This is a genomic window from Kaistella jeonii, assembly GCF_000812865.1.
In the GTDB taxonomy this organism is placed as follows: domain Bacteria; phylum Bacteroidota; class Bacteroidia; order Flavobacteriales; family Weeksellaceae; genus Kaistella; species Kaistella jeonii.
This window is the reverse complement of record NZ_JSYL01000002.1, coordinates 261046-286927: the sequence shown is the minus strand read 5'-3', so window position 1 is coordinate 286927 and position 25882 is coordinate 261046. Positions and strand designations below refer to the sequence as shown.

Here is a 25882-nt window from a genome sequence, read left to right as displayed (position 1 = left end):
AAATTTTTAAAATTCGCATATTTGCGAAACAAAGGTCAATATTTATAAGTGTTTATGAAGAAGTATGTTTTCTTATCGATTGCAATTGTTTTAATTTATTTTTTTCAGTCGTTCTTTAACGCGACTGGCAGAATAGGAGCGGACAGTCTTTCCTATTTTGGGATCGCTTCCGATTTGCCCAGATTGGAGACGAACCTTTTTCCATTGGGTTTTCCAGTGGTGATCGAATTTTTCCACAAGATTTTCGGTGATTATTTCTGGGCTTCGAAGATTCTCAATATTTCTATGGTCATCACGATCTTACTGTTTTCCTATTTCAGAAAATTTTATTTTAAAGAGACTGTTTTGCTTTTTGCTGGTAAAACACTGTTTTTTGCATTGAACTATGCTGCTTCCGAAGGTTTATTTGTTTTTATGCTTTATTTTTTGATCTACCTATTTCATGAGAGATTTCAGGATCGGATTAAACCTGTATCTTTTATAATTTTTGCTTCCTTATTATTTATTCTTTTATTTTCTGTGCGATATTCCGGGATCTATATATTTCTTGGATTTGGAATCTTTTTGTTGATGATGTTTTTGAAAAATCATTTTAATCCTTTAAATAGGGATTTTTTTAAAGTGATTTTATGGAGCGGATCTGGAATTTTCGCTTATCTATTTTTTAATCACTATATATATGGAAGTTTCACGGGAGAGAATCTTCGGGGTGTTCCTGCCCAATATTATCCTGTCTATATTTTACGCGATATTCTGGGAGTAACTAATGTTGTAGATCCTTTTGTTGGAATTAAACCTGCTTCCAACAGTTTAGTGAGTCTGAGTTTTCAAGTGGTACTGATGCTTTTTGATGTAATGCTTCTGCGGTATTTTATCAATTTAGTAAAGAGAAAAAAAACGGTTATCGATTTAGATTTTCATCGTTTGCTTTGGATCATTTCGGGTGTTTATACGATTACCGTTTTTGCTTCCGGATATTTTCAGCAAATTGAGGAGATGAATGTAAGAATGTTGGCTGCGGCGAACTTTATTCTGTTTTTCTCTTTTCTCATCATTTATTTCAAAAATTTAACATCGGATAAAGTCCTGTTTAGAATTGGATGTTTTTTTCTGGTCTTCCTCACTTTTTACATTTTAAAAATGCCGGAAAATTATTTTAAAAGTCGAAAACAGATCGAGCCTCAAATGTCAAAATTTGAGCATAAAAAATTTATGTTTAATAATGAAGAGAGAGCAGATATTTCATTGACAACTTATCATCTTCCGATCATTAATAAAACATTTCAGTACCAACATACTAATAATCAGAAGGGAGATATTAAACGCGCAATCGCTGGAACGATCAATCCTCAGATCAAATGGTTAAAGTACGATACCATTAAAGATAAGCGTCAGGTTTTGTATACTTCCGAGATAATTTTGAAATAAATTTCTGTCGGTTAATGCTGCAATTTTTTATTAATTAAATATTTATGATTGTAGATTTAAAAATTATTCCTATTTTTGCACCCTAAAATAAAAAGCAATTTAATGCCTACTATTCAACAATTAGTTAGAAAAGGAAGAGTCGCACTTACCAAGAAGAGTAAATCGGCTGCCCTTGATTCATGTCCACAAAGACGAGGTGTATGTACTAGAGTATATACAACTACTCCTAAGAAACCTAACTCTGCACTTAGAAAAGTTGCAAGGGTAAGACTTTCAAACGGTAAAGAGATCAACGCCTACATTCCCGGCGAAGGACATAATCTTCAAGAGCACTCGATAGTATTGGTACGCGGAGGAAGGGTGAAAGACCTACCGGGAGTACGTTATCACATTGTTCGTGGAGCTTTGGACACCGCAGGTGTAGCTGGAAGAACTCAAAGAAGATCTAAGTACGGAGCCAAAAGACCAAAACCAGGTCAGGCAGCTGCAGCACCAGCAAAAGGTAAGAAAAAGTAATCATTAATTTTTAAGAAACGAAACAATGAGAAAGACGAAAGCGAAAAAAAGACCGTTGTTACCTGATCCAAAATTTAATGATCAACTGGTAACAAGATTTGTAAACAATTTGATGTTTGATGGTAAAAAATCAATCGCATTCAAAATATTCTATGATGCAATGGATATCGTAGAAGCAAAAAAAGGAGAAAACGAAAAAGATTCTTTGGAGATCTGGAAAGATGCTTTAACTAACGTAATGCCACACGTAGAAGTACGTTCACGCAGAATCGGTGGTGCAAACTTCCAAATTCCTATGCCAATTAGAGCTGATAGAAAAATTTCTATGGCGATGAAATGGTTAATTAAATATTCTACTGCAAGAAATGATAAATCAATGGCTATGAAATTAGCTTCTGAAGTTATCGCTGCTGCAAAAGAAGAAGGTGCTGCGTACAAAAAGAAAACAGACACTCATAGAATGGCTGAAGCAAACAAAGCATTTTCACACTTTAAATTCTAATCTGAAATGGCAAGAGATCTTAAATTAACAAGAAACATCGGGATCGCTGCGCACATTGATGCAGGGAAAACCACCACTACAGAAAGAATATTATTCTACACCGGAGTTAATCATAAAATTGGAGAAGTACATGATGGTGCTTCTACAATGGACTGGATGGAGCAGGAAGCAGAACGAGGTATTACAATTACTTCTGCAGCAACTACTTGTGAATGGAATTTTCCAACAACGCAGGGAAAAGTTCTTCCGGAATCTAAATCTTATCACTTTAACATTATCGATACTCCTGGACACGTAGATTTTACGGTTGAGGTAAACAGATCTTTAAGAGTTTTAGACGGTTTGGTGTTTTTATTTTCAGCAGTTGATGGTGTTGAGCCACAATCTGAAACCAACTGGAGATTAGCTGATAATTACAACGTAGCGAGACTTGGTTTCGTAAATAAAATGGACCGTCAAGGTGCAGATTTTTTAAATGTTGTAAAGCAGGTAAAAGAAATGTTAGGTTCTAATGCAGTTCCTATCGTTTTGCCAATTGGATCTGAAGAAACATTTAAAGGTGTTGTAGATCTAATTAAAAACAGAGCAATCGTTTGGGATGAAGCAGGACAGGGTGCAACTTATGAAGTAGTGCCAATTCCTGAAGACATGAAAGCAGAAGTTCTGGAATACAGAGAAAAATTAGTAGAAGCTGTTGCAGATTACGATGATACTTTGATGGAGAAATTCTTCGAAGATCCGGATTCAATTTCAGAAGAAGAGATCAACGAAGCTTTGAGAAAAGCAACGATTGATTTATCTATTATACCAATGACTTGCGGTTCTTCCTTTAAAAATAAAGGAGTTCAGTTTATGTTAGATGCAGTTTGTAAATATCTTCCTTCTCCTATGGATAAAGATGATATCGTAGGAACAAATCCTGATACTGAATTAGAAGTTACAAGAAAACCTAGTGTTACAGAGCCTTTCGCTGCATTGGCTTTTAAAATTGCAACCGATCCTTTCGTAGGTAGATTAGCATTTTTTAGAGCATACTCTGGAAGATTAGATGCAGGTTCTTATGTTTTAAACACAAGATCTGGTAACAAAGAGAGGATTTCACGTATTTACCAGATGCATGCTAACAAGCAGAATCCGGTAGAATATATTGAAGCAGGAGATATTGGTGCAGCAGTAGGATTTAAATCTATCAAAACAGGGGATACTTTGTGCGATGAGAAATTTCCTATCGTTTTAGAATCTATGGTTTTCCCAGATCCAGTAATTGGTATCGCGGTAGAACCAAAAACTAAAGCTGACCAGGATAAAATGGGTAATGCTTTGGCTAAATTAGCTGAAGAAGATCCTACTTTCCAGGTTAAAACGGACGAGGCTTCTGGTCAAACGATCATTTCAGGAATGGGTGAACTTCACTTAGATATTCTTGTTGATCGTATGAGAAGAGAATTCAAAGTTGAGGTTAACCAAGGTCAACCACAAGTTGAGTACAAAGAAAACCTTACGCAGGAAGCCAATCATAGAGAAGTTTACAAAAAACAATCTGGTGGTCGTGGTAAATTTGCTGATATTGTTTTCACTATTGGTCCCGCTACAGATGGCAAACCAGGTTTGGAATTTGTAAATGAGATCAAAGGTGGTAACGTTCCAAAAGAATTTGTACCGGCTGTAGAAAAAGGATTTAAAGAATGTTTGAAAAACGGTCCTTTAGCAGGTTTTGAAGTAGAAGGCTTTAAAATTGTTTTAAAAGACGGTTCTTTCCACCCGGTGGATTCAGATGCTCTATCTTTTGAATTAGCAGCGAAGATCGGTTTCCGTGAAGCTGGTAAAAAAGCAAAACCTGTAATCATGGAACCTATCATGAAAATTGAAGTGGTAACACCGGAAGAATACATGGGAGACATCGTAGGTGACCTTAACAAAAGAAGAGGTACTATCAATGGAATGGATGACCGTAACAACGCGAAAGTAATCAAAGGATTCGTTCCACTTTCAGAAATGTTTGGTTATGTAACTACTCTTAGAACACTTTCTTCAGGAAGAGCAACTTCATCTATGGAATTCGAAAAATACGAAGCAGCACCGCAAAGTGTAGCTGAAGCTGTAATCGAAAAAGCAAGAGGTTAATATTTAAATTAGATTAAAATGTCACAAAGAATCAGAATAAAATTAAAATCTTACGATTACAATTTAGTAGACAAATCTGCTGAGAAGATCGTAAGAACGGTAAAAGCAACTGGCGCTATTGTTAATGGCCCAATTCCTTTGCCAACGAATAAGAGAATCTTCACTGTGTTGAGATCTCCACACGTAAACAAAAAAGCAAGAGAGCAATTTCAACTTTCTGCACACAAAAGATTGATGGATATTTATTCATCTTCTTCTAAAACTGTAGATGCGTTAATGAAATTAGAACTTCCTTCAGGAGTTGACGTAGAAATTAAAGTATGATGATTGTAGAGACGCGATTTCATCGTTGCTTGAAAAAATCTACCTAATATTTAAAATCCCTTTTCGAAAGATCAGGGATTTCTTACTTTGTCAAAGTTCCAAATCTTTGACAAAGTTGAGTAAAAGATATTTTAAATCTGCGCAGATCTGTGAAATCTGTGAGCTATAATTCAAGGAGCAAACAGATTATTTTCCATTCCAAAGATTACACCCGCTTTCCGCTCTATCTTTTCCTCGTCGTTCCTCCTCAAAAAAGGATGCCGCTGCAATCGGGGCTAAAATAAATATTTCTCTTATTTCCGACAGGTTTTTCAAAGTTTGTTTAACCTTGCCAAGGTTCCAAACCTTGACAAGGTTATTCAAATAAGTTTAAATAGAAAAAAGCAAAACCAAAATTCAGTATTTTCACCAAATGAAAGAAATGCTCATCGCCTATATTTTCGGAATATCGATTTTTACCCTTGCAGTTTTCGGCATTGATAAACGCAAAGCCCGAAAACACCAAAACAGGATCTCAGAAAACACTTTATTAATACTGACCTTTTTCGGTGGAACCATCGGTTCAATTGTAGGAATGATCGTCTTCAATCATAAAATTTCAAAACGAAGTTTTCTGTTCAAAATCTTCTTCGTCATCGCTCTTCAGATTTTATTGATCTGTTTAATTTACAACCATCAAAATATTTTTTAGATGCTTAGAAATCGATAAATTCCCGACGTATCTCAAATAAAAAAAGGAATCGCATTGATTCCTTTTTTGTTTAGTTTTTCTTCATGAAATAATCATAATAAGAACAACTCGTTTGCAAAGCCTTTGACGTTTGAGTTTGTACGTAGTTTTTCTTCAACTCAGCGAAATAGGTTCTGTATTTAGTATTTTTTGTTGATGCCATATTTTTCATGTAATCTTCCTGCTTCTTAGAATAATCCGGATCATCATAGTTTATTTCAGGAGAATTATTCGCTTCATACTGGTAATATTTTCCCTGTTCTGCACTTGCCATTTGAAACAGGATTCGCGCTTTCTGTTCATGATCATTAGAGTTTGTCAAGGCTTTATTGTAGAAGCTAACGGCAAGATCAAAATTATCCGGTTTAATGAAGACATTATTGCTGTAATTTTTATAATAATATTGAAACGGACTGTCGGTTGTACCGAAATAATATTTACCACCGTTTGCATTATCAAAATCCATCACAAAAACCTGGCGGAAATATCCGAGGATAGAAGTGTTGTATAATAAGTTTCCAATAAGTTGGTTTGCTTTTGCACCTTTTTCATCTTTTCCATTTCCAATTTTCTGCAGATCCAGAACCGCGGTAGCCAATTCAAGCTTCGTCATATTTGATTTGATCTGCGGAAACTGATTTACGAAATCTTCCGCTTTCATACTTTGCGCTGCATCACTCTGATAACTTTCCCAAACATTGTGCCCGAAAATTAATCCCGAAATATTATTGAAACCGTTATACAATTTACTCGCGTCGGTATATTTTTTATAGTCGTCGGTTGCGTAATCATATCGACCTTCAGGTAAAGGCAGCCCGGAAAATTGTTCGCCCTTTTCATAATATTTTTTGGCACTCGCAAAATCTGCAGAACGAATTGCGAAATCTCCGTAGATGACATTAAAGAAAGCTTCCGGATTTCCCACTTCATTTATATTCTTCGCTATAATTTCTTTCTCGAAATTCGTTTTATCTTTTTTATTACAGAAAACTTCCAGTTTTTTAGTCAGGTCTAAATTTGGATTATAACGCAGATCAGAGAGCTGGTTATTCATCAAAAATGATTTTGCATCATCGCCCTGAATAAAATATCGATTCGCTAAAATATCGCGTAAAAAATCGTTGGTGGATGGTTGCGAATATTCGTCATATCCGTAGTTTTCTGCCAAAGAATCTGTTTCTTTTTTAGGAACTTTAACGGCAAAAAAGTCTTTGTAATCTTTCATCAAATGATCTTCAAAACCAGAATTGATTTCGGGTTGCGATACAATATCATTGAGCATTTTCATTCGGTTAATCTGCGTAAGATATTCCGGGTTTGTGGTTTTGATCTGATCTAAAGTTTCTTTGCTTTTTTCGTAATCTTTCTTCAAAAAAGAAAGATAAGCATCAGTAATTTGCCAGAATTCATCGGCGGATTTCTCTTTTATCTTTGAGGTCAAGTTTTCAAAATCATTAATAAAATTGGCTGATTTATCATCACTGCCATAAACCTGGTTTTGCGTGTAAAACGGAATTCGGTTCGGATTATTAAGCAATTGATCATCACTTTGACCAGAACCTTTCGGTGAAGATTCGTTTTTATTGGAAGAAAATAAGTTGTTGAAGAAATTTTTGATCTTTTGCCAAAAACTAACCTCGCTAATTTCAACTTTATCCTTAACCGTATCTGAAGTTTTTTGATCAGCAGAATTAGCCTTGGAATTTCCTTTTGTCGGAGCGTTAAAGTAAATCGGCAAATAACTTCTCTCCAGTTCATTCACACTTCTTGCGGCGAGAACTTTTAGGATTTCAGAATTTGGATCATTATCGTACATTTTCTCCATCATCAGAATCGGATTGCTGTAATCTTCATAACCTAAAAGAAAATAAGCCATGTTTTTATCTTCCGGAGTCTGCGCTCTTTTTAGCAGATTGTTAAATGAAGCAGAATCGGTTAATTGCATCGAAATAAACGCGCTTTCTTTTCGGCTTTTGCTGTTCTTAAAAACCTGAAAAAAATTCCAGTTCGCCTCGCCTGTCATTTTCAAACCTCGTTGCGCACCGGCTAATTGATCCAAAGCTAAAAAGTATGGAGCGGTTTTTAACTGTAAAGGTTTTACGTATTTTTTGAAAGCCTGCGTCGAAGCTTCATAATTTCTGGTGTAATGATTAAACCGAACCAACTGATAACCATAACGTAATTTAATTTCCGGATTTTTCGCTGCATTATAAAGCGAGGTTAAAGCGGAAACTGTTTTGGCGTAATCGAGCTTCGTCGCATTTTTATCATTCTGCTCCGGAGTAAAATAGAAAGAGTCTGGACTTTCAACATAATTGATTCGCATGAAGGGTTCCAGATACTTGGCTTCGATTAAATAATCAATTGCTTCCGCGTATTTTTGATAAGAACCCAATTTGGAAAGGATTGTATTTCCGGAATTGCCTTTCTTAAAAGAATTCAGATCATTCATCGGTATTTTTTCTACCAAAGTTTGGGTTTCAACATAACTTAAATTATTGCCAAAGAATTTCTGCCAGCTTTCTATATTTTCACTTGGGATTTCGAAATGTTCATGACCATAAAATCTGTTTGATAAAGTATGCAGAAAAGGCAAGTAGGTTTTATCTTTAATGATGCTTTGGGTAAATAAATTGAAATATTCATAGTCTGGATCGTACCATGAACAAGCCACAACTTTCGATGACATTAAAAATAATACGGTAGCGGAAAGAATTAATTTTTTCATAACTAAAATTTGTGGTTGTTAACAAATTTACCATCTAAGTGATAATATACAATAGTGTAATCAGATAATTTTTTGTTTAGAAAGGCTTTGACTTCATTTAATTGATCGTCGGTGATTTCTTCAACTTTAATCGTGAAACCTTTGTTCAGATAATTCCCGAAATAAAAGCCGTCTTTTAAGATCTCAACTTTATCATTTCCGATTTTTTTAAAGTTCGGGTTTTCAAGATGTTTTGCTGAAAGTGCATTAATTAGTTTGTGTTTCCCAAAATGGTTGGTGACAATTCCCCAGGAATAAATAGGCAAAGCAACATCTAGATCTAAAGGATAATGATCAATGTTTTTCAGATAAACTTTTAAGGTTGGTAAATCTAAAATTGAATTTCTTGTGGAATTTTCTAAAGGTGATGATGTAGAGTAACACATCAAATAAACTTTATGAACCGGCGGGATCCCGGAAAGCTTGCTGTTTTTTACCTGATGAAGCCGAAGCGTACAGGTGATTTCTTTTCCGGTAATTTCTTTCAGTTCTTTTAAAAACTCAAAATATTCTTTGTTTGTTCCGGCGGTCCAGTCGCAGTCGATTTGAATTTCTCTTGAAACTTTAAAACCAAATTCTTTTTGTTTTTTAGTAATTAAAGAAGAAACGTTTTTTGCGAGAAAGTTAATTTCATCTAAAGTGATATCGTAGAAGACCTCATTTTTAATGAAAACTACGGGAACAATTTCTTTATCTGTTTTAAAGGTTTCGTCTTTAGTAATTACAGCAACGGGCTGAAATTTCCCATCTACTTTTTCAATATCGAAAAACCGCGTGTATAAATAAGGAAGGTCTGATTTTTTTAGCGCTTCTTTTTCAGCATTGTTTAAAGAAAGGGTCGTGCGCCAATAGTAAAAGGTGTAAGAATGCTTTTCAGAATTTTGGCAGGAGAGGATAAATGCGAAAAGAAAAATTAATCGGAATAATTTCATTCGATAAAAGTATAAAAAATTGTAATATGTTAAAAATCAAAATATTTTTACATGTAATATTGTCATTTCAAAAAATCTTCATACATTTGCACACTCAATTTAAGGAAGAAGTGCGCCTATTTCAAACGTAGAAATCACCACAACCTTGATTGATATTCAGTGAATATAAATAACATATATAAATAATGTCAGGTATTATTGGAAAAAAAATCGGGATGACTTCTCTGTTTGACGAAAACGGCAAAAATATGCCGTGCACCGTTATTCAAGCAGGTCCTTGCTCGGTTTTACAGGTCAGAACCATAGAAAAGGATGGGTACAAAGCTGCTCAACTTGGTTTCGATGACAAGAGTGAAAAGAACGTTGGTAAAGCGTTAATCGGCCATTTTAAAAAGGCTGGTTCTACTCCTAAAGCTAAATTGGTAGAATTCTATCATGCTTTCGTAGAAAAGTTAAGCGTAGGAGATGAAGTGAAAGTAGATCTATTCGCTCAAGGCGAATTTGTAGATGTTACTGGAACTTCAAAAGGTAAAGGTTTCCAAGGGGTTGTAAAAAGACACAACTTTGCGGGGGTAATGCAAGCAACTCACGGACAGCACAACCGATTAAGAGCCCCAGGTTCTATTGGTGCAGGTTCCGATCCATCCAGAGTATTCAAAGGAATGCGTATGGCTGGAAGAATGGGTGGTAAGCAAGTTACTGTACAAAATCTTCAAGTGTTAAGAGTGGATCAAGAACAAAATCTTTTAGTAGTAAAAGGAGCTGTTCCGGGAGCAAAAAATTCTTATGTAATTATTAGAAAATGGAATTAGTAGTACTTAATACATCAGGAAAAGAAACCGGAAGAAAAGTAACTCTTGACGAAACAATTTTCGGAATTGAGCCAAATCAACACGCGGTTTACTTAGAAGTAAAGCAATATCTTGCCGCTCAGCGTCAAGGTACACATAAATCAAAAGAAAGAAGCGAAATTGCAGGTTCAACTAAAAAGTTGAAAAAGCAAAAAGGTTCAGGTTCTGCAAGATATGGTGATATCAAATCTCCAATTTTCAGAGGTGGAGGTCGTATCTTCGGTCCAAAACCAAGAGATTACCGTTTCAAACTGAACAAAGCTTTGAAAAGATTAGCTAAAAAATCTGTACTTTCTGCAAAAATGAGAGACAATTCTATCATGGTATTAGAAAGCTTCAATTTTGATGCTCCTAAAACCAAAGAATTTATTACTTTGAATACTGCATTAGGATTCGAAGGTAAAAAAGCTCTTTATATCTTACCAGAAGCGAACAAAAATGTTTATTTGTCTTCAAGAAACTTAGCGAAAACTAAAGTTTTGACTTATAACGAAATTAGTTCTTATGACTTAGTTCATGCAGGTGAGATTATCTTTTTAGAAGGTGCTATCGAAAAATTTCAAGAAAATTTAAAGAAATAAATCATGTCTATTATTATTAAACCCATCATCTCAGAGAAAGCCAACTATCTTACTGATCTAAGAGGTGCTTATTCTTTCTTGGTTAATCCAAAGGCGAATAAAATCCAGGTTAGAAAAGCGATAGAAGTACTTTACGGTGTGAAAGTTTCAGACGTAAGAACAATGATTTACGCTCCGAAAGTTTCTTCGAAAAATACCAAAAAAGGATTGCAGGTTGGTAAAACCAGCAAATTGAAAAAAGCGATCGTTACCCTTGCAGAAGGAGAAGTGATCGATATTTTCGCAACAGCTTAGGTGATAACCTTCGCTTTATAAATACTATTTTATTAATTATAAATAATTGTAATGTCTGTTAGAAAATTAAAACCTATCACCCCGGGACAGAGATTCAGAGTTGTAAATAACTTTGAGGAAATTACTACCAACAAACCAGAGAAATCTCTAACCGTTGGTCTAAGTAAGTCAGGTGGTCGTAACAATACTGGTAAAATGACCATGCGTTACACCGGAGGTGGACACAAGAAAAAATACAGAATTATCGACTTCAAACGAAATAAATTCGATGTTGAAGCTACGGTAAAAACTGTGGAGTACGATCCAAACAGAACTGCTTTCATCGCTTTACTAGAGTACACAGACGGAGAGAAGAGATACATAATCGCTCCAAACGGTATCAAAGTAGAAATGACAGTAATTTCTGCTGAAACCGCAGAACCAAATGTTGGTAATGCAATGAAGTTGAAAAACATTCCTTTGGGAACTGTTGTTTCTTGTATCGAATTGCGACCTGGTCAAGGTGCAGTAATGGCAAGAAGTGCAGGCTCATCGGCACAGTTAACTTCAAGAGATGGTAAATACGCAATCGTTAAATTACCTTCAGGAGAATCTAGAATGATCCTTACTGAATGTATGGCAATGATTGGATCTGTTTCTAACTCTGATCACCAGCTTACCGTTTCTGGTAAAGCGGGTAGAAGCAGATGGTTAGGAAGAAGACCTAGAACAAGACCAGTTGTAATGAACCCTGTCGATCACCCAATGGGAGGTGGAGAAGGTAAATCTTCTGGAGGTCACCCAAGATCTAGAAACGGACAACCGTCTAAAGGTTACAAAACAAGAACTAAAAATAAAGCGTCTAACCGATTTATCGTATCTAAAAGAAAATAATTATGGCAAGATCACTTAAAAAAGGACCTTTCATTGCTCACACTTTAGATAAGAAGGTTCAGGCAAATATAGAGTCTAGTAAAAAGACAGTAATTAAAACTTGGTCTAGAGCATCAATGATCTCTCCAGACTTCGTAGGACAAACTATCGCAGTACACAACGGGAAATCATTTATCCCTGTTTATGTAACTGAAAACATGGTAGGTCACAAGTTAGGCGAATTTTCTCCGACAAGATCTTTTAGAGGTCACGGTGGTAACAAAAATAAAGGAGGTAGATAATCATGGGATCAAGAAAAAGAGAAAGTGCTTTGGCACGTAAAATAGCAAACCAGGATGTAGCGAAAGCTTTACATAACGATTGCCCGTCTTCCCCAAGAAAGATGAGATTAGTAGTTGATATTATCAGAGGAGTTGAAGTTGATAAAGCTTTGGCAATTCTTAAATTTTCGAAAAAAGACGCTTCTAATAAGTTAGAAAAAGTTTTACTTTCAGCAATGGCCAACTGGCAGTTGAAAAATGAAGGTGCGGATATTGAAGAAGCAAATTTAATCGTAAAAGAAATTATGGTTGATAGTGCAAGACAATTGAAGAGACTAAGACCAGCTCCACAAGGAAGAGGTCATAGAATCAGAAAAAGATCGAACCACATTACATTAATTTTGGGTAACAAAGAAACTAAATAATCAAGGTATGGGACAAAAGACAAATCCAATAGGCAACAGATTAGGGATCATCAGAGGATGGGATTCTAACTGGTATGGCGGAAAAGATTATGGTGACAGACTCGCTGAAGACTTTAAAATCCGAAGATACCTTGAAGCTCGTTTATCAAAAGGAGGAATTTCAAGAATTTATATTGAAAGAACTTTAAAACTAGTTACAATTACAATTACTACCGCTAGACCAGGTTTAATCATTGGTAAAGGTGGGCAGGAAGTTGATAAATTGAAAGAAGAATTGAAAAAATTGACGGATAAAGATATCCAGATCAATATTTTCGAAATCAAAAGACCTGAACTTGACGCGGTTTTAGTTGCAGACAGCATCGCAAAACAAATCGAGAACAGAATATCTTATAGAAGAGCTGTTAAAATGTCAATCCAAAGTACCATGAGAATGGGAGCTGAAGGAATCAAAGTTCAAATCTCCGGTAGATTGAATGGAGCTGAAATGGCAAGAAGTGAAAACTTCAAAGACGGTAGAATTCCTTTATCAACTTTTAGAGCAGATATCGATTATCATATCGGTGAAGCTTTAACTCAGTACGGTAAATTAGGAGTGAAAGTTTGGATTATGAAAGGTGAGGTTTACGGTAAACGTGACTTAATGCCATTAGTAGGACAACAGAAAAAAGGAGCACCTGCAGGAAGAGGAGACCGTAACGACAGAAATGATCGTGGTGACCGACCAGACAGAGGCGACAGAAGACCAAGAGATAGAAAATAATTACAAAATTTTAGAGGACAGTTTTAAATGACCGTTACTTTTTTAAAATCTAAATTCTAAAATCTAAAATTTAAGAAATTATGTTACAACCAAAAAGAACCAAATTCCGTAAAGTTCACAAGATGAAAATGAAGGGGGTTGCTCACAGAGGCAGTCAACTTGCTTACGGAACTTTCGGGATCAAAGCGAATGAAGGAGCTTGGATCACTGCAAGACAAATTGAAGCAGCGCGTATCGCAGCGACGAGATATATGAAAAGAGAAGGTCAGTTATGGATCAAAGTATTTCCAGATAAACCGATTACTAAAAAACCAGCCGAAGTACGGATGGGAAAAGGTAAAGGTGCTGTGGAATATTGGGTATCTGTAGTGAAACCTGGTAAAATAATGTTCGAAGTGGGAGGTGTTTCTTACGAAGTAGCAAAAGAAGCTTTGCGTCTTGCTGCTCAGAAACTTCCTGTAACTACAAGATTTGTAGTGGCGAATGATTTTGTTCAACCTCAATAATCTGAATTATTATGAAAAAAGCTGACATCAAAAATCTAAGCGCAGGAGACATTCAAAACAAGTTGACTGAAGTAAGAGCAGATTTCAATAAAATGAAAATGTCTCACAGCATCAGTCCAATTGAAAATCCTATTCAAATCAGAGACATGAGAAAAACAATCGCACGTCTGGAAACTGAATTAACACTAAAACAACAATAGAATTTCCTTTTATCATGGATAGAAATTTAAGAAAAGAGAGAATCGGAATTGTTTCCAGCAATAAAATGGAAAAGACCATTGTTGTAAGTGAAACTACAAGAGTAAAACACCCAATGTACGGTAAATTCGTTTTGAAAACGAAAAAATATACCGCTCACGATGAGAACAACGAGTGTACTGAAGGTGATACTGTAATGATTACAGAAACAAGACCTTTAAGTAAAAGTAAGAGATGGAGATTAGTACGAATCATTGAAAAAGCTAAGTAATGTTACAAACCGAATCAAGAATAAAAGTTGCTGATAACACAGGTGCCAAAGAAGTACTGGTTATTAGAGTTCTAGGAGGAACTAGAAGAAGATATGCTTCAGTTGGTGATAAAGTAGTAGTTACTATCAAAGATTCTGCACCACAAGGACAAGCGAAAAAAGGAACTGTTTCTAAAGCAGTTGTAGTAAGAACCAAAAAAGCAGTACGTAGAAAAGATGGATCATACATCAAATTCGACGATAATGCTTGTGTTCTGTTAAATGCTGCAGGTGAAATGAGAGGAACACGTGTTTTCGGACCCGTTGCTCGTGAACTAAGAGACAAAGAATACATGAAAGTTATTTCATTAGCTCCAGAAGTGCTTTAATTTTAAAATTTACAAAAATGACAAAGTTAAAAATCAAAAAAGGAGATAACGTAATCATCACTACCGGAAAAAAAGAAATTAAAGGTAAAAAAGGTGAAGTTATTGAAGTGATCAGAAAAGAAGGCAAAGACGCTAGAGTAATTATAGCAGGTTTAAATATTGTTAAAAAACATACTAAACCATCTGCAGGTAATCCACAAGGCGGAATTGTAGAGAAAGAAGCATCCATCCATATTTCAAATGTAATGCTTATCGATAAAAACGGTAAGACGACTAAAACAGGATCTAAGGTTGACGGTGATAAAAAAGTAAGAGTTGCGAAATCAACCGGTGAAACTTTATAATTATAAAAGACGATGGAATATATAGTAAGACCAAAACAACAATATAAAGAGAAAATTGTTCCTGCAATGATGGAAGAATTTGGGTACAAATCTGTTATGCAGGTTCCTAAATTACTTAAAATCGTTGTATCACAAGGTTTGGGTGCTGCATCTGCTGACAAGAAAATTGTTGATTATGCAATCGAAGAATTAACAGCGATCACCGGTCAAAAAGCGGTAGGAACTATTTCTAAGAAAGATGAAGCTGCTTTTAAATTAAGAAAAGGAATGCCGATTGGTGCAAGAGTTACTCTTAGAGCTAATCAAATGTATGAGTTTCTTGATAGATTAAATTCTTCAGCTTTACCACGAATCCGTGATTTTAACGGAATCAAAGCTGATGGTTTCGACGGAAGAGGAAATTACAATTTAGGGATTACTGAGCAGATCATTTTTCCTGAGATCGTAATTGACAAAGTAAAAAAAATCCAGGGGATGGACATTACTTTTGTAACTTCTGCGAAAACTGATAAAGAAGCGAAATCATTATTAACGCATTTTGGTATGCCTTTTAAAAAGAACTAAAAGATGGCTAAAGAATCAATGAAAGCGCGTGAGCGCAAAAGAGAAGCTACGGTAGCAAAATATGCTGAGAAAAGAAAAGCTTTGAAAGAAGCTAATGATTATCTTGGTTTACAAAAATTGCCGAAAGATGCTTCACCAGTAAGACTACACAACAGATGTAAATTAACTGGAAGACCAAGAGGTTACATGAGAACATTCGGTCTTTCAAGAGTAACTTTCAGAGAAATGGCCAACAACGGTCTTATCCCGGGAGTGAAAAAAGCAAGTTGGTAATAATTTAGAACAATCGAGGTGATCAAGTTGATTTGATTGCGGTGAAAATATATTTTGAAAACAGACTTCGGTCTTGGCTCTCTTTAATTTTTACTAAACTCTTATCAAAACTGCTCATCACAAACCAATAATTTAAAATAGAAAAATGGTAACAGATCCAATTTCAGATTTCCTAACCAGAGTAAGGAACGCACAAAGCGCAGGCCACAAAGTGGTGGATATTCCTGCATCGAAAATCAAAAAGGAGATTACAAAAATTTTGTTTGACCAGGGTTTTATCTTGAACTACAAGTTCGAGGAAAGCGCTGTTCAGGGAAATATCAAAATCGCTTTAAAGTACGACAAAACAACCAACAAACCGGTTATTAAAAGCATTCAACGTGCTTCTAGACCAGGTTTGAGACAATACAAAGGGTCAGGAGAACTGCCTAGAGTATTAAACGGATTGGGTATCGCTATTATCTCAACTTCAAGAGGAGTTATGACAGATAAAAAAGCACGTCAGGAAAAAGTGGGTGGAGAAGTAATCTGCTATGTTTATTAATAAATAATCAAAGGAAAATGTCAAGAATTGGTAAAGCAATTATAGAAATTCCCGCTAATGTTACTGTAACCGAGAAAAACGGACTGGTAACTGTGAAAGGACCGAAAGGCGAACTTACACAGCAATTAGAAGAGGGGATCACTCTAAAACAAGAAGACGGAATCTTAACTTTAGACCGTCCATCTGAATCAAAATCACACAAAGCATTACACGGTCTTTACAGAGCGTTAATCAATAATATGGTTTTAGGAACTTCCGAAGGTTGGTCTAAAAAACTAGAATTAGTAGGAGTAGGATATAGAGCATCTAATCAAGGAAACAAATTAGAATTAGCTTTAGGATTCTCTCACGGGATCGTACTGGATCTTCCGAAAGAAATCGTGGTAGAAACTTTATCCGAAAAAGGTAAAAACCCTGTCATCACCTTGTCATCATTTGACAAACAATTATTAGGAATGGTTGCTGCGAAGATCAGATCTTTCAGAAAGCCAGAACCATATAAAGGAAAGGGTGTTAGATTCGTTGGAGAAATTGTAAGACGTAAAGCTGGTAAATCTGCTTAATTTTTAAACTTAAGAACATGGCACTAAGCAAAGTACAAAAAAGAAATAGAATTAAAAGAAGAGTAAGAGGGAAAATCTCTGGCTCTGCTGAATTACCAAGATTATCTGTTTACAAAAGCAATAAAGAAATTTACGCTCAATTGATCGACGATAAAGATGGTAAAACCTTAGCTTCAGCTTCGTCAAGAGCGTTGACTGCTAAAGGAAACAAAGTAGAAATCTCTGCAGAAGTTGGAAAAGCGATCGCTGAAAAAGCTAAAGCTGCAGGAATTGAAAAAATAGTGTTCGACAGAAACGGATTTGTATATCATGGTAGAGTGAAAGCTTTAGCAGACGGTGCAAGAGAAGGCGGACTAAAATTCTAATCATTAAATTTCGGAAATATGTTAGGACTAGATAATATAGAAAAAGTAAAACCGGGAGGATTAGAACTTAAAGATCGTCTCGTTTCAGTAAACAGAGTTACCAAAGTAACCAAAGGAGGTAGAGCTTTCGGGTTTTCTGCAATCGTGGTTGTAGGTGATGAAGCTGGAACCGTAGGTTTCGGATTAGGAAAATCTAAAGAAGTAGCTTCAGCTATTGCAAAAGCAGTAGAAGACGCTAAGAAAAATTTAGTAAAAGTTCCTGTTGTAAATCATACCATCCCTCACCAAACTTCCGCTCGTTACGGTGGTGCAGATATCTTCTTGAGACCTGCAACTCATGGTACCGGTGTAATCGCAGGTGGTACTGTTCGTATGGTAGTTGAAGCTGCTGGAATCAAAGATATTCTTTCAAAATCTAAAGGATCATCTAACCCACATAACGTTGTGAAAGCTACTTTCAAAGCATTATTGGATATCAGAAGACCTGAAGAAATTGCAAAATTGAGAGGTATTTCATTAGATAAAGTGTTTAACGGTTAATTTAAAAAAATGGCAAAGATTCAAGTAAAACAGGTAAAAAGTGCTATTAATAGAACTAAAACCCAAAAAAGAACGCTAGAAGCATTAGGATTAAAAAAACTTCACCAAGTAGTGGAACATGATGATACTCCTTCCATCTTAGGAATGGTAGCTTCAGTTGCTCACCTCGTAGAAGTTGTAAAATAGAAATAGATCAAGAGACAAGAGACTCTAATTAATTAAAGTCTCTTTCTCTAATCTTAAAATCTCAAATCTAAAATATAATGAATTTAAATAATATTAGACCTGCAGCAGGTTCTACTCACAGTACAAAAAGAATCGGAAGAGGACAAGGTAGTGGTAAAGGGGGTACAGCTGGAAAAGGTCACAATGGTCAGCAAGCAAGAGCTGGTTATTCACAAAAAATCGGTTTTGAAGGGGGTCAAATGCCTTTGCAAAGAAGATTGCCTAAATTCGGTTTTACCAACGTAAACAGAAAAGAGTACAGAGCAATCAATATTGATACTATTCAAGTTTTAGCTGATACTAAGAATATCACTGACTTTACTCAAGAAGTATTAGTACAAAACGGATTAGCGAAGAAAAACGAAATCGTAAAGATTTTGGGAAGAGGAGAATTGAAATCAGGTGTTTCCATCTCTGCTCACAAATTCACAAAATCTGCTGAAGAAGCAATTGCTAAAGCAGGCGGTAAAGCAATTACTCTATAATTACGACAATGAAAGAATTTATACAAACACTAAAAAACATTTGGAGTCTTAAGGAATTGAGGGATAAAATTATGTTTACTCTCGGTATCATCCTTGTGTATAGATTCGCATCTTATATTTCTTTACCTGCCATTAACATGTCAGAAGTAGGGAATCTTTTGGATATTTACAAACAGCAAGGAGGCAACAAGCAAGGAGCAGGACTTCTTGGCTTGCTTTCTTCGTTTACAGGTGGTGCATTCTCCAGAGCCTCAATTATGGCGCTCGGGATCATGCCTTATATTTCTGCTTCCATTATTGTGCAGTTGATGGGTATGGCAATTCCGTACCTTCAGAAATTGCAGAAAGATGGGGAAAGTGGTAGAAATACTTTGAACCAAATTACAAGATGGTTAACAATTGCAGTTTGTTTGGTACAGGCTCCTTCTTATCTTACTTCGATCACTCAGATGTTTTTGCCGCATGCACAGTTTGCTTCTGCATATTTTGTACATCCGGAATCAATTATGTTCTGGTTGCCAAGTATCGTAATTCTGGTAGCAGGTTCGGTATTTGCAATGTGGTTAGGAGAAAAAATTACAGATAAGGGAATAGGAAACGGTATCTCGATCTTAATTATGGTTGGTATTTTAGCAGATCTACCTGGAGCATTTATTCAGGAAATCGCTACACAAACCGGAAAAGGAGGATTTGGTACGATCATGATTCTTATTGAAGTTTTATTCTGGATGGTAGTAGTATTATTAGCGATTATATTATCGGTTGCAGTACGAAAAATTCCTATCCAGTATGTAAGCAGAGCACAGGCAAGAGGTGGAGTAACAAAAAATTTGATGCAGGGCGCAAGACAGTGGATTCCTTTAAAGGTAAATGCTGCCGGAGTTATGCCGATCATTTTTGCTCAGGCCTTAATGTTTGTTCCTGGACTTTTAACGAAAGTTGATGAGTCTAATACCTTCTTGGCAGGATTCAAAAATGTTTTTAGTTGGCAATACAATGTATTATTTGCGATATTAATTATCATCTTCTCTTTCTTCTATACTGCGATCACGATTCCTGTGAATCAAATGGCAGATGATCTGAAGAGAAACGGTGGTCTAATTCCAAAGGTAAGACCTGGGAAAGAAACCTCTGATTATCTGGATGATATCCTCTCAAAAATAACTTTGCCAGGTTCGATGTTTTTAGCTATCTTTGCAATCCTTCCGGCAATAGTGCACGGAGCGTTTGTTCAGACGGATAGATTTGCTCTTTTCTTCGGTGGAACATCACTATTAATCATGGTTGGTGTAATACTGGATACGATTCAGCAGATCAATACGTACTTATTAAATCATCATTATGATGGCTTGATGCAGTCGAAATTATCCAGAACAAGCAACAATCTGTAAATAATAAATGGCTAAACAAAAACATATTGAACAAGACGGCGTGATCACGGAAGCACTTTCGAACGCGCAGTTTCGTGTAGAACTGGAAAATGGGCATGTTCTTATCGCTCATATTTCTGGGAAAATGCGAATGCATTACATCAAACTTTTACCTGGAGACAAGGTAAAATTAGAACTTTCTCCTTACGATTTATCGAAAGGAAGAATCACCTTCAGATATTAATTTCAGGTTAACTGAATTTAACTATAAACGAGAACTTGTAGAATTACATAATTTTATTGAAGTTCTAAATTTAAACAAAATGGGAATGATTCCGTAAGATCTCATTTAACCGTTGTAAAATTAAAAAAGAAAAGTAACGAATGAAAGTTAGAGCATCTATCAAAAAAAGAAGTGCTGATTGCAAGATCGTTCGCCGGAAAGGCGTTCTGTTCGTGATCAACAAGAAGAACCCAAAATTTAAACAAAGACAAGGCTAAAATTAAATTATGGCGAGAATTTCCGGTATTGATTTACCAAAGAACAAAAGAGGCGTTATCGGCTTAACCTATATTTTTGGAGTTGGAAGAAGTACTTCTTCTAAAATCCTTAAAGCTGCCGGTATCAGCGAAGACAAGAAAGTCAACGAATGGAATGACGATGAATTGGCATTGATCAGAACCTACATCACTGAACACGTAAAAGTAGAAGGTGAATTGCGTACTGAAACTTCAACTAATATCAAGCGATTGATGGATATTGGTTGCCAACGAGGAATACGTCACAGACTGGGATTACCTTTAAGAGGACAAAGAACTAAAAATAATTCTAGAACCCGAAAAGGAAAGAGAAAAACTGTTGCTAACAAGAAAAAAGCAAGTAAATAATCGGTAAGAATTATGGCAAAACAGACAAAAGCAGTTAAGAAAAGAAAAGTTAAAGTTGAAGCAATTGGGGAAGCTCATATTCAGGCAACTTTTAACAATATCATTATTTCTTTAACGAATAAAAACGGAGAAGTAATCTCTTGGGCATCTGCCGGAAAAATGGGATTCAGAGGTTCTAAAAAGAATACTCCCTTCGCAGCACAAATGGCTGCAGAAAATTGCTCTACAGTAGCTCACGACGCTGGACTACGCAGAGTAAAGGTTTACGTGAAAGGTCCTGGTGCAGGTAGAGAATCTGCCATCAGAACTATTCACAATTCAGGAATTGAAGTTAGTGAAATCGTTGACGTGACTCCTATGCCACATAACGGATGTAGACCACCAAAAAGAAGAAGAGTATAATCTATTATTTTATGTTTTAGTTTTAAATTCTTAATGGTAAACCCATTCTAATCTAAAATCTAAAATCTAGAATCTAAAATCTTAAAAAATATGGCAAGATATATTGGACCTAAAACGAAAATTGCAAGAAAATTTGGTGCTGCAATTTACGGAGATGACAAAAACTTCGAGAAAAGAAAGAACCAACCACCAGGACAACATGGTGTGAACAAAAGAAGAGGATCTAAGAAATCCGAGTATGCTGTTCAGTTAATGGAAAAGCAGAAAGCTAAATATACCTATGGTATCTTAGAGAAACAATTTGCGAACTTATACGAAAAAGCCAACCGAGCAAAAGGTGTTACAGGTGAAGTTCTATTGCAATTGTGTGAATCTAGATTAGACAATGTAGTGTACAGATTCGGGTTTGCAAAAACCAGAGCAGGTGCAAGACAATTGGTTTCTCACAGACACATCACAGTAAATGGAGAATTAGTAAACATCGCATCTTACACTCTTAAAGCTGGAGACGTGGTAGCAATCAGAGAGAAATCAAAATCTTTGGAAGTTATTGCTGATTCATTAGCTTATAAGTCAAGTTATGAGTGGTTACAATTCAACGACGAAACTAAACAAGGTACTTTCATAGCAGCTCCCGAGAGAATTCAAATCCCGGAAGACTTGAAAGAACAGTTGATCGTCGAACTTTACTCTAAATAATAATTTTTTCAAATTTTTGCTCAACCCAAATTATATGGCAATTTTAACATTTATTAAACCCGATAAAGTAATCCTTCTTAACTCCGATGATTTCAAAGGTCAATTTGAATTTAGACCATTGGAGCCAGGATTTGGACTTACGATCGGTAATGCTTTGAGAAGAGTATTGCTTTCTTCTCTAGAAGGATATGCTATTTCCTCTATCAAAATAGAAGGCGTAGAGCACGAATTTTCAACAATTCCGGGTGTTATAGAAGATGTTACAGAAATCATTCTGAATCTTAAACAGTTAAGACTTAAAGCGAAAACTGAAGCTGCTACTGCAGAATCAGTGACTGCAAAAGTTTCCGGACAAACTACCGTAACTGCAGGAGATTTAGGAAAATCAATTCAAGGTTTCGAAATTTTGAACCCAGAGTTGATCATCTGTAATCTTAACAAGGATGTGAAATTTGAAATTACATTCAACGTAGAAAAAGGAAGAGGTTATGTTCCATCGGATCAAAACAAAACTAGTAATGCTGCCATTGGTACCATTGCTATTGACTCTATCTTTACTCCGATCAAGAAAGTACAGTACAGTGTTGAGAATTATCGTGTAGAGCAAAAAACAGACTACGAAAAACTCGTTTTAGATATTGAGACTGATGGTTCCATCTCTCCTCAAAACGCTTTAACTGAAGCTTCTAAGATATTAATTTATCACTTCATGTTGTTCTCCGACGAGAGAATTACACTAGAAACTGAAGCTGTAAAAGCATCTATTCAATACGATGAAGAAACTTTACATACAAGACAACTCCTTAAATCTAAATTAACAGATATGGACTTGTCCGTAAGAGCACTAAACTGCTTGAAAGCTGCTGAAGTAGAAACTTTAGGAGAACTGGTTTCTTACACGAAGTCTGATTTGATGAAATTCCGAAATTTCGGTAAAAAATCATTAACAGAATTAGAAGAATTAGTGCATGCAAAAGGTCTTAACTTCGGTTTCGACGTTGCTAAATATAAATTAGACGCTGACAAATAAATAACAATGAGACACGGTAAAAAATTCAATCACTTATCTAGAACAGCTTCACACAGAAGTGCGATGCTTTCTAATATGGCTTGTTCTCTTATTGAGCATAAAAGAATCATGACTACTGTTGCAAAAGCGAAAGCTTTGAGAGTGTACGTTGAGCCTATCCTTACAAAATCGAAAGACGATACTACACACAACAGAAGAACGGTTTTCTCCTACTTGCAAAGCAAAGAAGCAGTTACTGAATTATTCAGAACAGTTGCTCCGAAAATTGCAGGAAGACCGGGAGGTTATACAAGAATCATTAAAACAGGATTTAGACAAGGAGATGCTGCCGATATGGCAATGATCGAATTGGTAGATTTCAATGAGCTTTACAACCCGAATGCTGAAGAGAAAAAAGTAACAAGAAGAAGCAGAAGAGCGGCTCCAAAAGCGACAGAAACTGTAGCTGAAGCAGCAACGATCCCTGGCAAAGAAGTTAAAACTGAAGAGCCAACAGCAGAAGCTGCTGATTCAACAGAAGAAAAGGCTGCGGAATAATTATCCCAACTTTTATATACTAAAAAGCCATTCATTTATTTGAATGGCTTTTTTTAGCTTAATCCCGCTTGCCGCTATATCTTTTTATTTTTCAGAGCAAAAATAAAAAGGATGCCGCTGCAATCGGGGCTATTAAATTATGCGTTAATTAATACTTTTTCGAAAAAGAAAAACATAACTGGTTTCGTAAAAATATTTTAACTTTTTGATAATCCTCAAATCCTCAAATCCTCAAATCCTCAAATCCTCAAATCCTCAAATCCTCAAATCCTCAAATCCTCAAATCCTCAAATCCTCAAATCCTCAAATCCTCAAATCCTCAAATCCTCAAATTCTCAAATCCTCAACTACTTTTCACTTGACTCTTTTTACTTTTCACTTGGCTCTTCTACCTACTGTCCTCTCGCTTTCTTCAACTTAATAATATTATTTCCCTGCGTAATCGTAATACTATCGGTTTTCGCCATAATCTCAAAATCATAGTTTCCGTAAATCGCGCCATCTGAAGTTTTCTTTTTCTCCGGTGCAGAGATCGTTTTATTATTGCTTCTAATGCTGATGCTTTTTTCTTTATCCGTATTTTTAAAGGTGACCAAAGCAGATGAGCCATCATCAGCAACATAACGGTCTGTATATTCCTGTGCAGTTTTATCTCCGGCATTTTCTGTAACAGTCATACTGTCTTTGGGCAGATTTTCCGAATATCCATTTTCCTGTTTGATAACACCTTTATTACCCTCTGTACTTTTATTACAGCTAAATGTCAACAGAAGTAAGGAAGTTGATAGGGTGATGATTGTCTTTTTCATTGGTAGTGATTTTGTCGTTAATTCAAATTTAATGATAACTTTTCTAATTCTCAGTTAAGCCGTAGAATTAACTAAATTTTAACTCAAACCCTGCTAAAATCATTGCAGAAATCAACGGCAATCATTCAATTTTAACTAAATTTGTAATCATTAATAAAACTTAAAATAAATACAATGAGTTACATTTCTTACATTGAAGCAAGACAAATTTTTGATTCCAGAGGCAATCCTACAATCGAAGTTGATGTTTTCACAGAAAGTGGTGCAATGGGAAGAGCTGCTGTTCCTTCCGGTGCTTCTACAGGCGAACATGAAGCTGTAGAATTACGTGATGGTTCGAAAGAATATGGTGGAAAAGGAGTTTTGAAAGCCATAGAAAATGTAAGAGAAGTTATCGCTCCAGAATTGATTGGGACTTCTGTTTTTGAGCAAAATTTTATCGATCAGCTGATGATTGAGTTAGATGGAACTCCAAACAAAGCCAACCTTGGTGCAAATGCAATTTTGGGTGTTTCTTTAGCAGTGGCAAAAGCTGCGGCGATAGAATTGAAAATCCCCTTGTATAAATATATTGGCGGTGTAAATGCAAATACGCTTCCAGTACCAATGATGAATGTTATTAATGGCGGTTCGCATTCAGATGCTCCAATAGCTTTTCAGGAATTTATGATTATGCCTGTAAAAGCTGATTCATTTTCTCATGCTTTGCAAAAAGGGACAGAGATTTTCCATGAATTGAAATCAATCTTAAAAAAGAGAAATCTTTCTACCGCAGTTGGCGATGAAGGTGGTTTTGCACCAAAATTCCACGGAACTGAAGATGCTTTAGATACTTTAACCCAAGCAATTGCAAATGCTGGTTATAAAGCTGGAGACGATATTATGTTTGCCTTAGATTCAGCAGCTTCAGAATTTTATGTAGATGGAAAATACGATTATAGAAAATTTGAAGGTGAAAATGGTGCCTGCAGAACTCGTGAAGAACAAGTTGATTATTTAGCTGAATTAGCTTCAAAATATCCGATCATTTCCATCGAAGATGGTATGGACGAAAACGATTGGGAAGGTTGGAAATTATTAACGGAAAGATTAGGAAAAACAGTACAGATCGTTGGTGATGATTTATTTGTAACCAATACCGAAATTTTAGCCAAAGGAATTGCCGGAGATATCGCCAATTCAATTTTGATTAAAGTAAACCAGATCGGTACTTTATCTGAAACGATGGCGGCTGTACAAATGGCGCAACATAATAAATATACCACTATAATTTCTCACAGATCCGGAGAAACAGAAGATTCAACGATTGCTGATTTAGCAGTAGCAATGAATTGTGGACAGATCAAAACCGGCTCCGCTTCGCGTTCAGACAGAATGGCAAAGTATAATCAGCTTTTGAGAATTGAAGAGGCTTTAGGAGATACAGCAATTTTTCCAGGATTAGATGCTTTCAAAATAAAACGATAATAGATAAAATTAATCGAGAATGAAAAAAATCGTTTGTGGTTTTCTCTTAATATTCATAAATTAG

Annotated in this window: 38 protein-coding genes; 35 read left to right on the top strand and 3 right to left on the bottom strand. The window is 35.7% G+C overall.

Annotation, left to right across the window (positions count from 1 at the left end):
* Positions 1-54: 54 nt before the first annotated feature.
* The 6 genes from OA86_RS03955 (at position 55) to OA86_RS03930 (ending at position 5585) form a co-directional block, all read left to right on the top strand.
* Positions 55-1428 carry a hypothetical protein gene (locus tag OA86_RS03955; RefSeq protein ID WP_039349195.1) on the top strand — a complete coding sequence of 458 codons (1374 nt, stop codon included), beginning with the start codon at positions 55-57 and terminating at the stop codon, positions 1426-1428.
* A 102-nt stretch (positions 1429-1530) separates the two neighbouring features.
* The gene (rpsL, locus tag OA86_RS03950; RefSeq protein ID WP_039349192.1) at positions 1531-1944 is read left to right on the top strand and encodes a 30S ribosomal protein S12; all 414 of its coding nucleotides are present in this window, start codon (positions 1531-1533) and stop codon (positions 1942-1944) included.
* Positions 1945-1969: 25 nt separating this feature from the next.
* Positions 1970-2446 (top strand): 30S ribosomal protein S7, encoded by a 477-nt coding sequence (gene rpsG, locus OA86_RS03945; RefSeq protein ID WP_039349189.1) that lies wholly within the window; start codon positions 1970-1972, stop codon positions 2444-2446.
* A 6-nt stretch (positions 2447-2452) separates the two neighbouring features.
* Entirely contained in the window at positions 2453-4570 is a 2118-nt protein-coding gene (gene fusA / locus OA86_RS03940) for an elongation factor G (protein ID WP_039349186.1), read from the top strand.
* Between the two features lie 18 nt (positions 4571-4588).
* On the top strand, positions 4589-4894 hold the full coding sequence (rpsJ, locus tag OA86_RS03935) for a 30S ribosomal protein S10 (protein WP_039349183.1): 306 nt from the start codon (positions 4589-4591) through the stop codon (positions 4892-4894).
* A gap of 412 nt (positions 4895-5306) precedes the next feature.
* A complete protein-coding gene (locus OA86_RS03930; RefSeq protein WP_039349181.1) occupies positions 5307-5585 on the top strand; it encodes a DUF1294 domain-containing protein in 279 nt (92 codons plus the stop codon).
* 70 nt (positions 5586-5655) lie between these two features.
* Here the strand turns inward: OA86_RS03930 and OA86_RS03925 are convergent, their stop codons facing one another.
* Positions 5656-8352, bottom strand: coding sequence for a hypothetical protein (locus OA86_RS03925; protein WP_039349177.1), 2697 nt, complete (start codon positions 8350-8352; stop codon positions 5656-5658).
* Positions 8353-8354: 2 nt separating this feature from the next.
* On the bottom strand, positions 8355-9323 hold the full coding sequence (locus OA86_RS03920; protein WP_039349174.1) for a hypothetical protein: 969 nt from the start codon (positions 9321-9323) through the stop codon (positions 8355-8357).
* A 185-nt stretch (positions 9324-9508) separates the two neighbouring features.
* Between OA86_RS03920 and rplC the strand changes: the two genes are divergently transcribed.
* The 28 genes from rplC (at position 9509) to rplQ (ending at position 23542) form a co-directional block, all read left to right on the top strand.
* Positions 9509-10135: a 50S ribosomal protein L3 gene (gene rplC, locus OA86_RS03915; protein ID WP_039349171.1), complete on the top strand. Its 627-nt coding sequence runs from the start codon at positions 9509-9511 to the stop codon at positions 10133-10135.
* A complete protein-coding gene (gene rplD, locus OA86_RS03910; RefSeq protein WP_039349168.1) occupies positions 10126-10755 on the top strand; it encodes a 50S ribosomal protein L4 in 630 nt (209 codons plus the stop codon). Before rplC ends, rplD begins: the two co-directional genes overlap by 10 nt.
* 3 nt (positions 10756-10758) lie before the next feature.
* Positions 10759-11049 (top strand): 50S ribosomal protein L23, encoded by a 291-nt coding sequence (gene rplW, locus OA86_RS03905; RefSeq protein ID WP_039349165.1) that lies wholly within the window; start codon positions 10759-10761, stop codon positions 11047-11049.
* A 51-nt stretch (positions 11050-11100) separates the two neighbouring features.
* Positions 11101-11922 (top strand): 50S ribosomal protein L2, encoded by an 822-nt coding sequence (rplB, locus tag OA86_RS03900; RefSeq protein ID WP_039349163.1) that lies wholly within the window; start codon positions 11101-11103, stop codon positions 11920-11922.
* 2 nt (positions 11923-11924) lie between these two features.
* Positions 11925-12203, top strand: a complete 279-nt coding sequence (gene rpsS, locus OA86_RS03895) for a 30S ribosomal protein S19 (protein ID WP_039349160.1) — start codon at positions 11925-11927, stop codon at positions 12201-12203.
* Between the two features lie 2 nt (positions 12204-12205).
* Positions 12206-12607, top strand: coding sequence for a 50S ribosomal protein L22 (rplV, locus tag OA86_RS03890; protein WP_039349157.1), 402 nt, complete (start codon positions 12206-12208; stop codon positions 12605-12607).
* Between the two features lie 7 nt (positions 12608-12614).
* On the top strand, positions 12615-13370 hold the full coding sequence (gene rpsC, locus OA86_RS03885) for a 30S ribosomal protein S3 (protein ID WP_039349155.1): 756 nt from the start codon (positions 12615-12617) through the stop codon (positions 13368-13370).
* An 80-nt stretch (positions 13371-13450) separates the two neighbouring features.
* On the top strand, positions 13451-13876 hold the full coding sequence (gene rplP, locus OA86_RS03880) for a 50S ribosomal protein L16 (RefSeq protein WP_039349150.1): 426 nt from the start codon (positions 13451-13453) through the stop codon (positions 13874-13876).
* Positions 13877-13887: 11 nt separating this feature from the next.
* Positions 13888-14076: a 50S ribosomal protein L29 gene (gene rpmC, locus OA86_RS03875; RefSeq protein WP_039349147.1), complete on the top strand. Its 189-nt coding sequence runs from the start codon at positions 13888-13890 to the stop codon at positions 14074-14076.
* A gap of 11 nt (positions 14077-14087) precedes the next feature.
* Positions 14088-14345 carry a 30S ribosomal protein S17 gene (gene rpsQ / locus OA86_RS03870; protein WP_126337186.1) on the top strand — a complete coding sequence of 86 codons (258 nt, stop codon included), beginning with the start codon at positions 14088-14090 and terminating at the stop codon, positions 14343-14345.
* Positions 14345-14713 carry a 50S ribosomal protein L14 gene (rplN, locus tag OA86_RS03865; protein WP_039349143.1) on the top strand — a complete coding sequence of 123 codons (369 nt, stop codon included), beginning with the start codon at positions 14345-14347 and terminating at the stop codon, positions 14711-14713. The genes rpsQ and rplN overlap by 1 nt, the downstream gene beginning before the upstream one ends.
* Positions 14714-14730: 17 nt before the next feature.
* Entirely contained in the window at positions 14731-15057 is a 327-nt protein-coding gene (rplX, locus tag OA86_RS03860) for a 50S ribosomal protein L24 (RefSeq protein WP_039349140.1), read from the top strand.
* A 12-nt stretch (positions 15058-15069) separates the two neighbouring features.
* Positions 15070-15621: a 50S ribosomal protein L5 gene (gene rplE / locus OA86_RS03855; protein WP_039349138.1), complete on the top strand. Its 552-nt coding sequence runs from the start codon at positions 15070-15072 to the stop codon at positions 15619-15621.
* Between the two features lie 3 nt (positions 15622-15624).
* Positions 15625-15894 carry a 30S ribosomal protein S14 gene (rpsN, locus tag OA86_RS03850; protein WP_039349136.1) on the top strand — a complete coding sequence of 90 codons (270 nt, stop codon included), beginning with the start codon at positions 15625-15627 and terminating at the stop codon, positions 15892-15894.
* 145 nt (positions 15895-16039) lie between these two features.
* Complete coding sequence (gene rpsH / locus OA86_RS03845; protein WP_039349134.1) at positions 16040-16438, top strand: 30S ribosomal protein S8; 399 nt, start codon at positions 16040-16042, stop codon at positions 16436-16438.
* A 17-nt stretch (positions 16439-16455) separates the two neighbouring features.
* Positions 16456-17001 carry a 50S ribosomal protein L6 gene (rplF, locus tag OA86_RS03840; RefSeq protein WP_039349132.1) on the top strand — a complete coding sequence of 182 codons (546 nt, stop codon included), beginning with the start codon at positions 16456-16458 and terminating at the stop codon, positions 16999-17001.
* A gap of 17 nt (positions 17002-17018) precedes the next feature.
* Positions 17019-17366, top strand: a complete 348-nt coding sequence (gene rplR, locus OA86_RS03835) for a 50S ribosomal protein L18 (RefSeq protein WP_039349130.1) — start codon at positions 17019-17021, stop codon at positions 17364-17366.
* A gap of 18 nt (positions 17367-17384) precedes the next feature.
* Positions 17385-17906 (top strand): 30S ribosomal protein S5, encoded by a 522-nt coding sequence (gene rpsE / locus OA86_RS03830; protein WP_039349128.1) that lies wholly within the window; start codon positions 17385-17387, stop codon positions 17904-17906.
* A gap of 9 nt (positions 17907-17915) precedes the next feature.
* On the top strand, positions 17916-18092 hold the full coding sequence (gene rpmD, locus OA86_RS03825; protein WP_039349125.1) for a 50S ribosomal protein L30: 177 nt from the start codon (positions 17916-17918) through the stop codon (positions 18090-18092).
* A 77-nt stretch (positions 18093-18169) separates the two neighbouring features.
* Positions 18170-18616, top strand: coding sequence for a 50S ribosomal protein L15 (gene rplO, locus OA86_RS03820; RefSeq protein ID WP_039349122.1), 447 nt, complete (start codon positions 18170-18172; stop codon positions 18614-18616).
* 8 nt (positions 18617-18624) lie between these two features.
* Positions 18625-20007 (top strand): preprotein translocase subunit SecY, encoded by a 1383-nt coding sequence (secY, locus tag OA86_RS03815; RefSeq protein ID WP_039349117.1) that lies wholly within the window; start codon positions 18625-18627, stop codon positions 20005-20007.
* Positions 20008-20014: 7 nt separating this feature from the next.
* Positions 20015-20230, top strand: a complete 216-nt coding sequence (gene infA, locus OA86_RS03810) for a translation initiation factor IF-1 (RefSeq protein ID WP_031503426.1) — start codon at positions 20015-20017, stop codon at positions 20228-20230.
* Positions 20231-20370: 140 nt separating this feature from the next.
* Positions 20371-20487: a 50S ribosomal protein L36 gene (rpmJ, locus tag OA86_RS15505; protein WP_007839480.1), complete on the top strand. Its 117-nt coding sequence runs from the start codon at positions 20371-20373 to the stop codon at positions 20485-20487.
* Positions 20488-20496: 9 nt separating this feature from the next.
* A complete protein-coding gene (gene rpsM, locus OA86_RS03805) occupies positions 20497-20874 on the top strand; it encodes a 30S ribosomal protein S13 (protein ID WP_039349114.1) in 378 nt (125 codons plus the stop codon).
* 12 nt (positions 20875-20886) lie between these two features.
* On the top strand, positions 20887-21276 hold the full coding sequence (rpsK, locus tag OA86_RS03800) for a 30S ribosomal protein S11 (protein ID WP_039349111.1): 390 nt from the start codon (positions 20887-20889) through the stop codon (positions 21274-21276).
* Between the two features lie 90 nt (positions 21277-21366).
* The gene (rpsD, locus tag OA86_RS03795) at positions 21367-21975 is read left to right on the top strand and encodes a 30S ribosomal protein S4 (RefSeq protein WP_039349107.1); all 609 of its coding nucleotides are present in this window, start codon (positions 21367-21369) and stop codon (positions 21973-21975) included.
* 34 nt (positions 21976-22009) lie between these two features.
* Positions 22010-23005 (top strand): DNA-directed RNA polymerase subunit alpha, encoded by a 996-nt coding sequence (locus OA86_RS03790; RefSeq protein WP_039349105.1) that lies wholly within the window; start codon positions 22010-22012, stop codon positions 23003-23005.
* 6 nt (positions 23006-23011) lie between these two features.
* A complete protein-coding gene (rplQ, locus tag OA86_RS03785) occupies positions 23012-23542 on the top strand; it encodes a 50S ribosomal protein L17 (RefSeq protein WP_039349103.1) in 531 nt (176 codons plus the stop codon).
* A 392-nt stretch (positions 23543-23934) separates the two neighbouring features.
* On the opposite strand, the gene OA86_RS03780 is transcribed toward rplQ, so the two are convergent.
* Positions 23935-24351: a hypothetical protein gene (locus tag OA86_RS03780; protein WP_039349101.1), complete on the bottom strand. Its 417-nt coding sequence runs from the start codon at positions 24349-24351 to the stop codon at positions 23935-23937.
* A 174-nt stretch (positions 24352-24525) separates the two neighbouring features.
* Between OA86_RS03780 and eno the strand changes: the two genes are divergently transcribed.
* Entirely contained in the window at positions 24526-25818 is a 1293-nt protein-coding gene (eno, locus tag OA86_RS03775) for a phosphopyruvate hydratase (protein WP_039349098.1), read from the top strand.
* Positions 25819-25882 lie beyond the last annotated feature (64 nt).

Bases quoted from the DNA above. Each gene is read 5' to 3' on its own strand.
- rpsJ (WP_039349183.1), top strand. From the start codon at position 4,589: ATGTCACAAAGAATCAGAATAAAATTAAAATCTTACGATTACAATTTA.
- OA86_RS03790 (WP_039349105.1), top strand. From the start codon at position 22,010: ATGGCAATTTTAACATTTATTAAACCCGATAAAGTAATCCTTCTTAAC.
- rpsK (WP_039349111.1), top strand. From the start codon at position 20,887: ATGGCAAAACAGACAAAAGCAGTTAAGAAAAGAAAAGTTAAAGTTGAA.
- rplD (WP_039349168.1), top strand. From the start codon at position 10,126: ATGGAATTAGTAGTACTTAATACATCAGGAAAAGAAACCGGAAGAAAA.
- rpmC (WP_039349147.1), top strand. From the start codon at position 13,888: ATGAAAAAAGCTGACATCAAAAATCTAAGCGCAGGAGACATTCAAAAC.
- rpsH (WP_039349134.1), top strand. From the start codon at position 16,040: ATGGTAACAGATCCAATTTCAGATTTCCTAACCAGAGTAAGGAACGCA.
- rplF (WP_039349132.1), top strand. From the start codon at position 16,456: ATGTCAAGAATTGGTAAAGCAATTATAGAAATTCCCGCTAATGTTACT.
- fusA (WP_039349186.1), top strand. From the start codon at position 2,453: ATGGCAAGAGATCTTAAATTAACAAGAAACATCGGGATCGCTGCGCAC.
- infA (WP_031503426.1), top strand. From the start codon at position 20,015: ATGGCTAAACAAAAACATATTGAACAAGACGGCGTGATCACGGAAGCA.
- rplV (WP_039349157.1), top strand. From the start codon at position 12,206: ATGGGATCAAGAAAAAGAGAAAGTGCTTTGGCACGTAAAATAGCAAAC.
- rplN (WP_039349143.1), top strand. From the start codon at position 14,345: ATGTTACAAACCGAATCAAGAATAAAAGTTGCTGATAACACAGGTGCC.
- rplW (WP_039349165.1), top strand. From the start codon at position 10,759: ATGTCTATTATTATTAAACCCATCATCTCAGAGAAAGCCAACTATCTT.
- OA86_RS03925 (WP_039349177.1), bottom strand. From the start codon at position 8,352: ATGAAAAAATTAATTCTTTCCGCTACCGTATTATTTTTAATGTCATCG.
- rpsG (WP_039349189.1), top strand. From the start codon at position 1,970: ATGAGAAAGACGAAAGCGAAAAAAAGACCGTTGTTACCTGATCCAAAA.
- rplP (WP_039349150.1), top strand. From the start codon at position 13,451: ATGTTACAACCAAAAAGAACCAAATTCCGTAAAGTTCACAAGATGAAA.
- rpsM (WP_039349114.1), top strand. From the start codon at position 20,497: ATGGCGAGAATTTCCGGTATTGATTTACCAAAGAACAAAAGAGGCGTT.
- rpsD (WP_039349107.1), top strand. From the start codon at position 21,367: ATGGCAAGATATATTGGACCTAAAACGAAAATTGCAAGAAAATTTGGT.
- OA86_RS03920 (WP_039349174.1), bottom strand. From the start codon at position 9,323: ATGAAATTATTCCGATTAATTTTTCTTTTCGCATTTATCCTCTCCTGC.
- rpsC (WP_039349155.1), top strand. From the start codon at position 12,615: ATGGGACAAAAGACAAATCCAATAGGCAACAGATTAGGGATCATCAGA.
- rplB (WP_039349163.1), top strand. From the start codon at position 11,101: ATGTCTGTTAGAAAATTAAAACCTATCACCCCGGGACAGAGATTCAGA.
- rplO (WP_039349122.1), top strand. From the start codon at position 18,170: ATGAATTTAAATAATATTAGACCTGCAGCAGGTTCTACTCACAGTACA.
- rplQ (WP_039349103.1), top strand. From the start codon at position 23,012: ATGAGACACGGTAAAAAATTCAATCACTTATCTAGAACAGCTTCACAC.
- rpsN (WP_039349136.1), top strand. From the start codon at position 15,625: ATGGCTAAAGAATCAATGAAAGCGCGTGAGCGCAAAAGAGAAGCTACG.
- rpsE (WP_039349128.1), top strand. From the start codon at position 17,385: ATGTTAGGACTAGATAATATAGAAAAAGTAAAACCGGGAGGATTAGAA.
- rpsL (WP_039349192.1), top strand. From the start codon at position 1,531: ATGCCTACTATTCAACAATTAGTTAGAAAAGGAAGAGTCGCACTTACC.
- OA86_RS03930 (WP_039349181.1), top strand. From the start codon at position 5,307: ATGAAAGAAATGCTCATCGCCTATATTTTCGGAATATCGATTTTTACC.
- rpmJ (WP_007839480.1), top strand. From the start codon at position 20,371: ATGAAAGTTAGAGCATCTATCAAAAAAAGAAGTGCTGATTGCAAGATC.
- OA86_RS03780 (WP_039349101.1), bottom strand. From the start codon at position 24,351: ATGAAAAAGACAATCATCACCCTATCAACTTCCTTACTTCTGTTGACA.
- rplC (WP_039349171.1), top strand. From the start codon at position 9,509: ATGTCAGGTATTATTGGAAAAAAAATCGGGATGACTTCTCTGTTTGAC.
- OA86_RS03955 (WP_039349195.1), top strand. From the start codon at position 55: ATGAAGAAGTATGTTTTCTTATCGATTGCAATTGTTTTAATTTATTTT.
- rpsS (WP_039349160.1), top strand. From the start codon at position 11,925: ATGGCAAGATCACTTAAAAAAGGACCTTTCATTGCTCACACTTTAGAT.
- eno (WP_039349098.1), top strand. From the start codon at position 24,526: ATGAGTTACATTTCTTACATTGAAGCAAGACAAATTTTTGATTCCAGA.
- rpmD (WP_039349125.1), top strand. From the start codon at position 17,916: ATGGCAAAGATTCAAGTAAAACAGGTAAAAAGTGCTATTAATAGAACT.
- secY (WP_039349117.1), top strand. From the start codon at position 18,625: ATGAAAGAATTTATACAAACACTAAAAAACATTTGGAGTCTTAAGGAA.
- rplE (WP_039349138.1), top strand. From the start codon at position 15,070: ATGGAATATATAGTAAGACCAAAACAACAATATAAAGAGAAAATTGTT.
- rplX (WP_039349140.1), top strand. From the start codon at position 14,731: ATGACAAAGTTAAAAATCAAAAAAGGAGATAACGTAATCATCACTACC.
- rplR (WP_039349130.1), top strand. From the start codon at position 17,019: ATGGCACTAAGCAAAGTACAAAAAAGAAATAGAATTAAAAGAAGAGTA.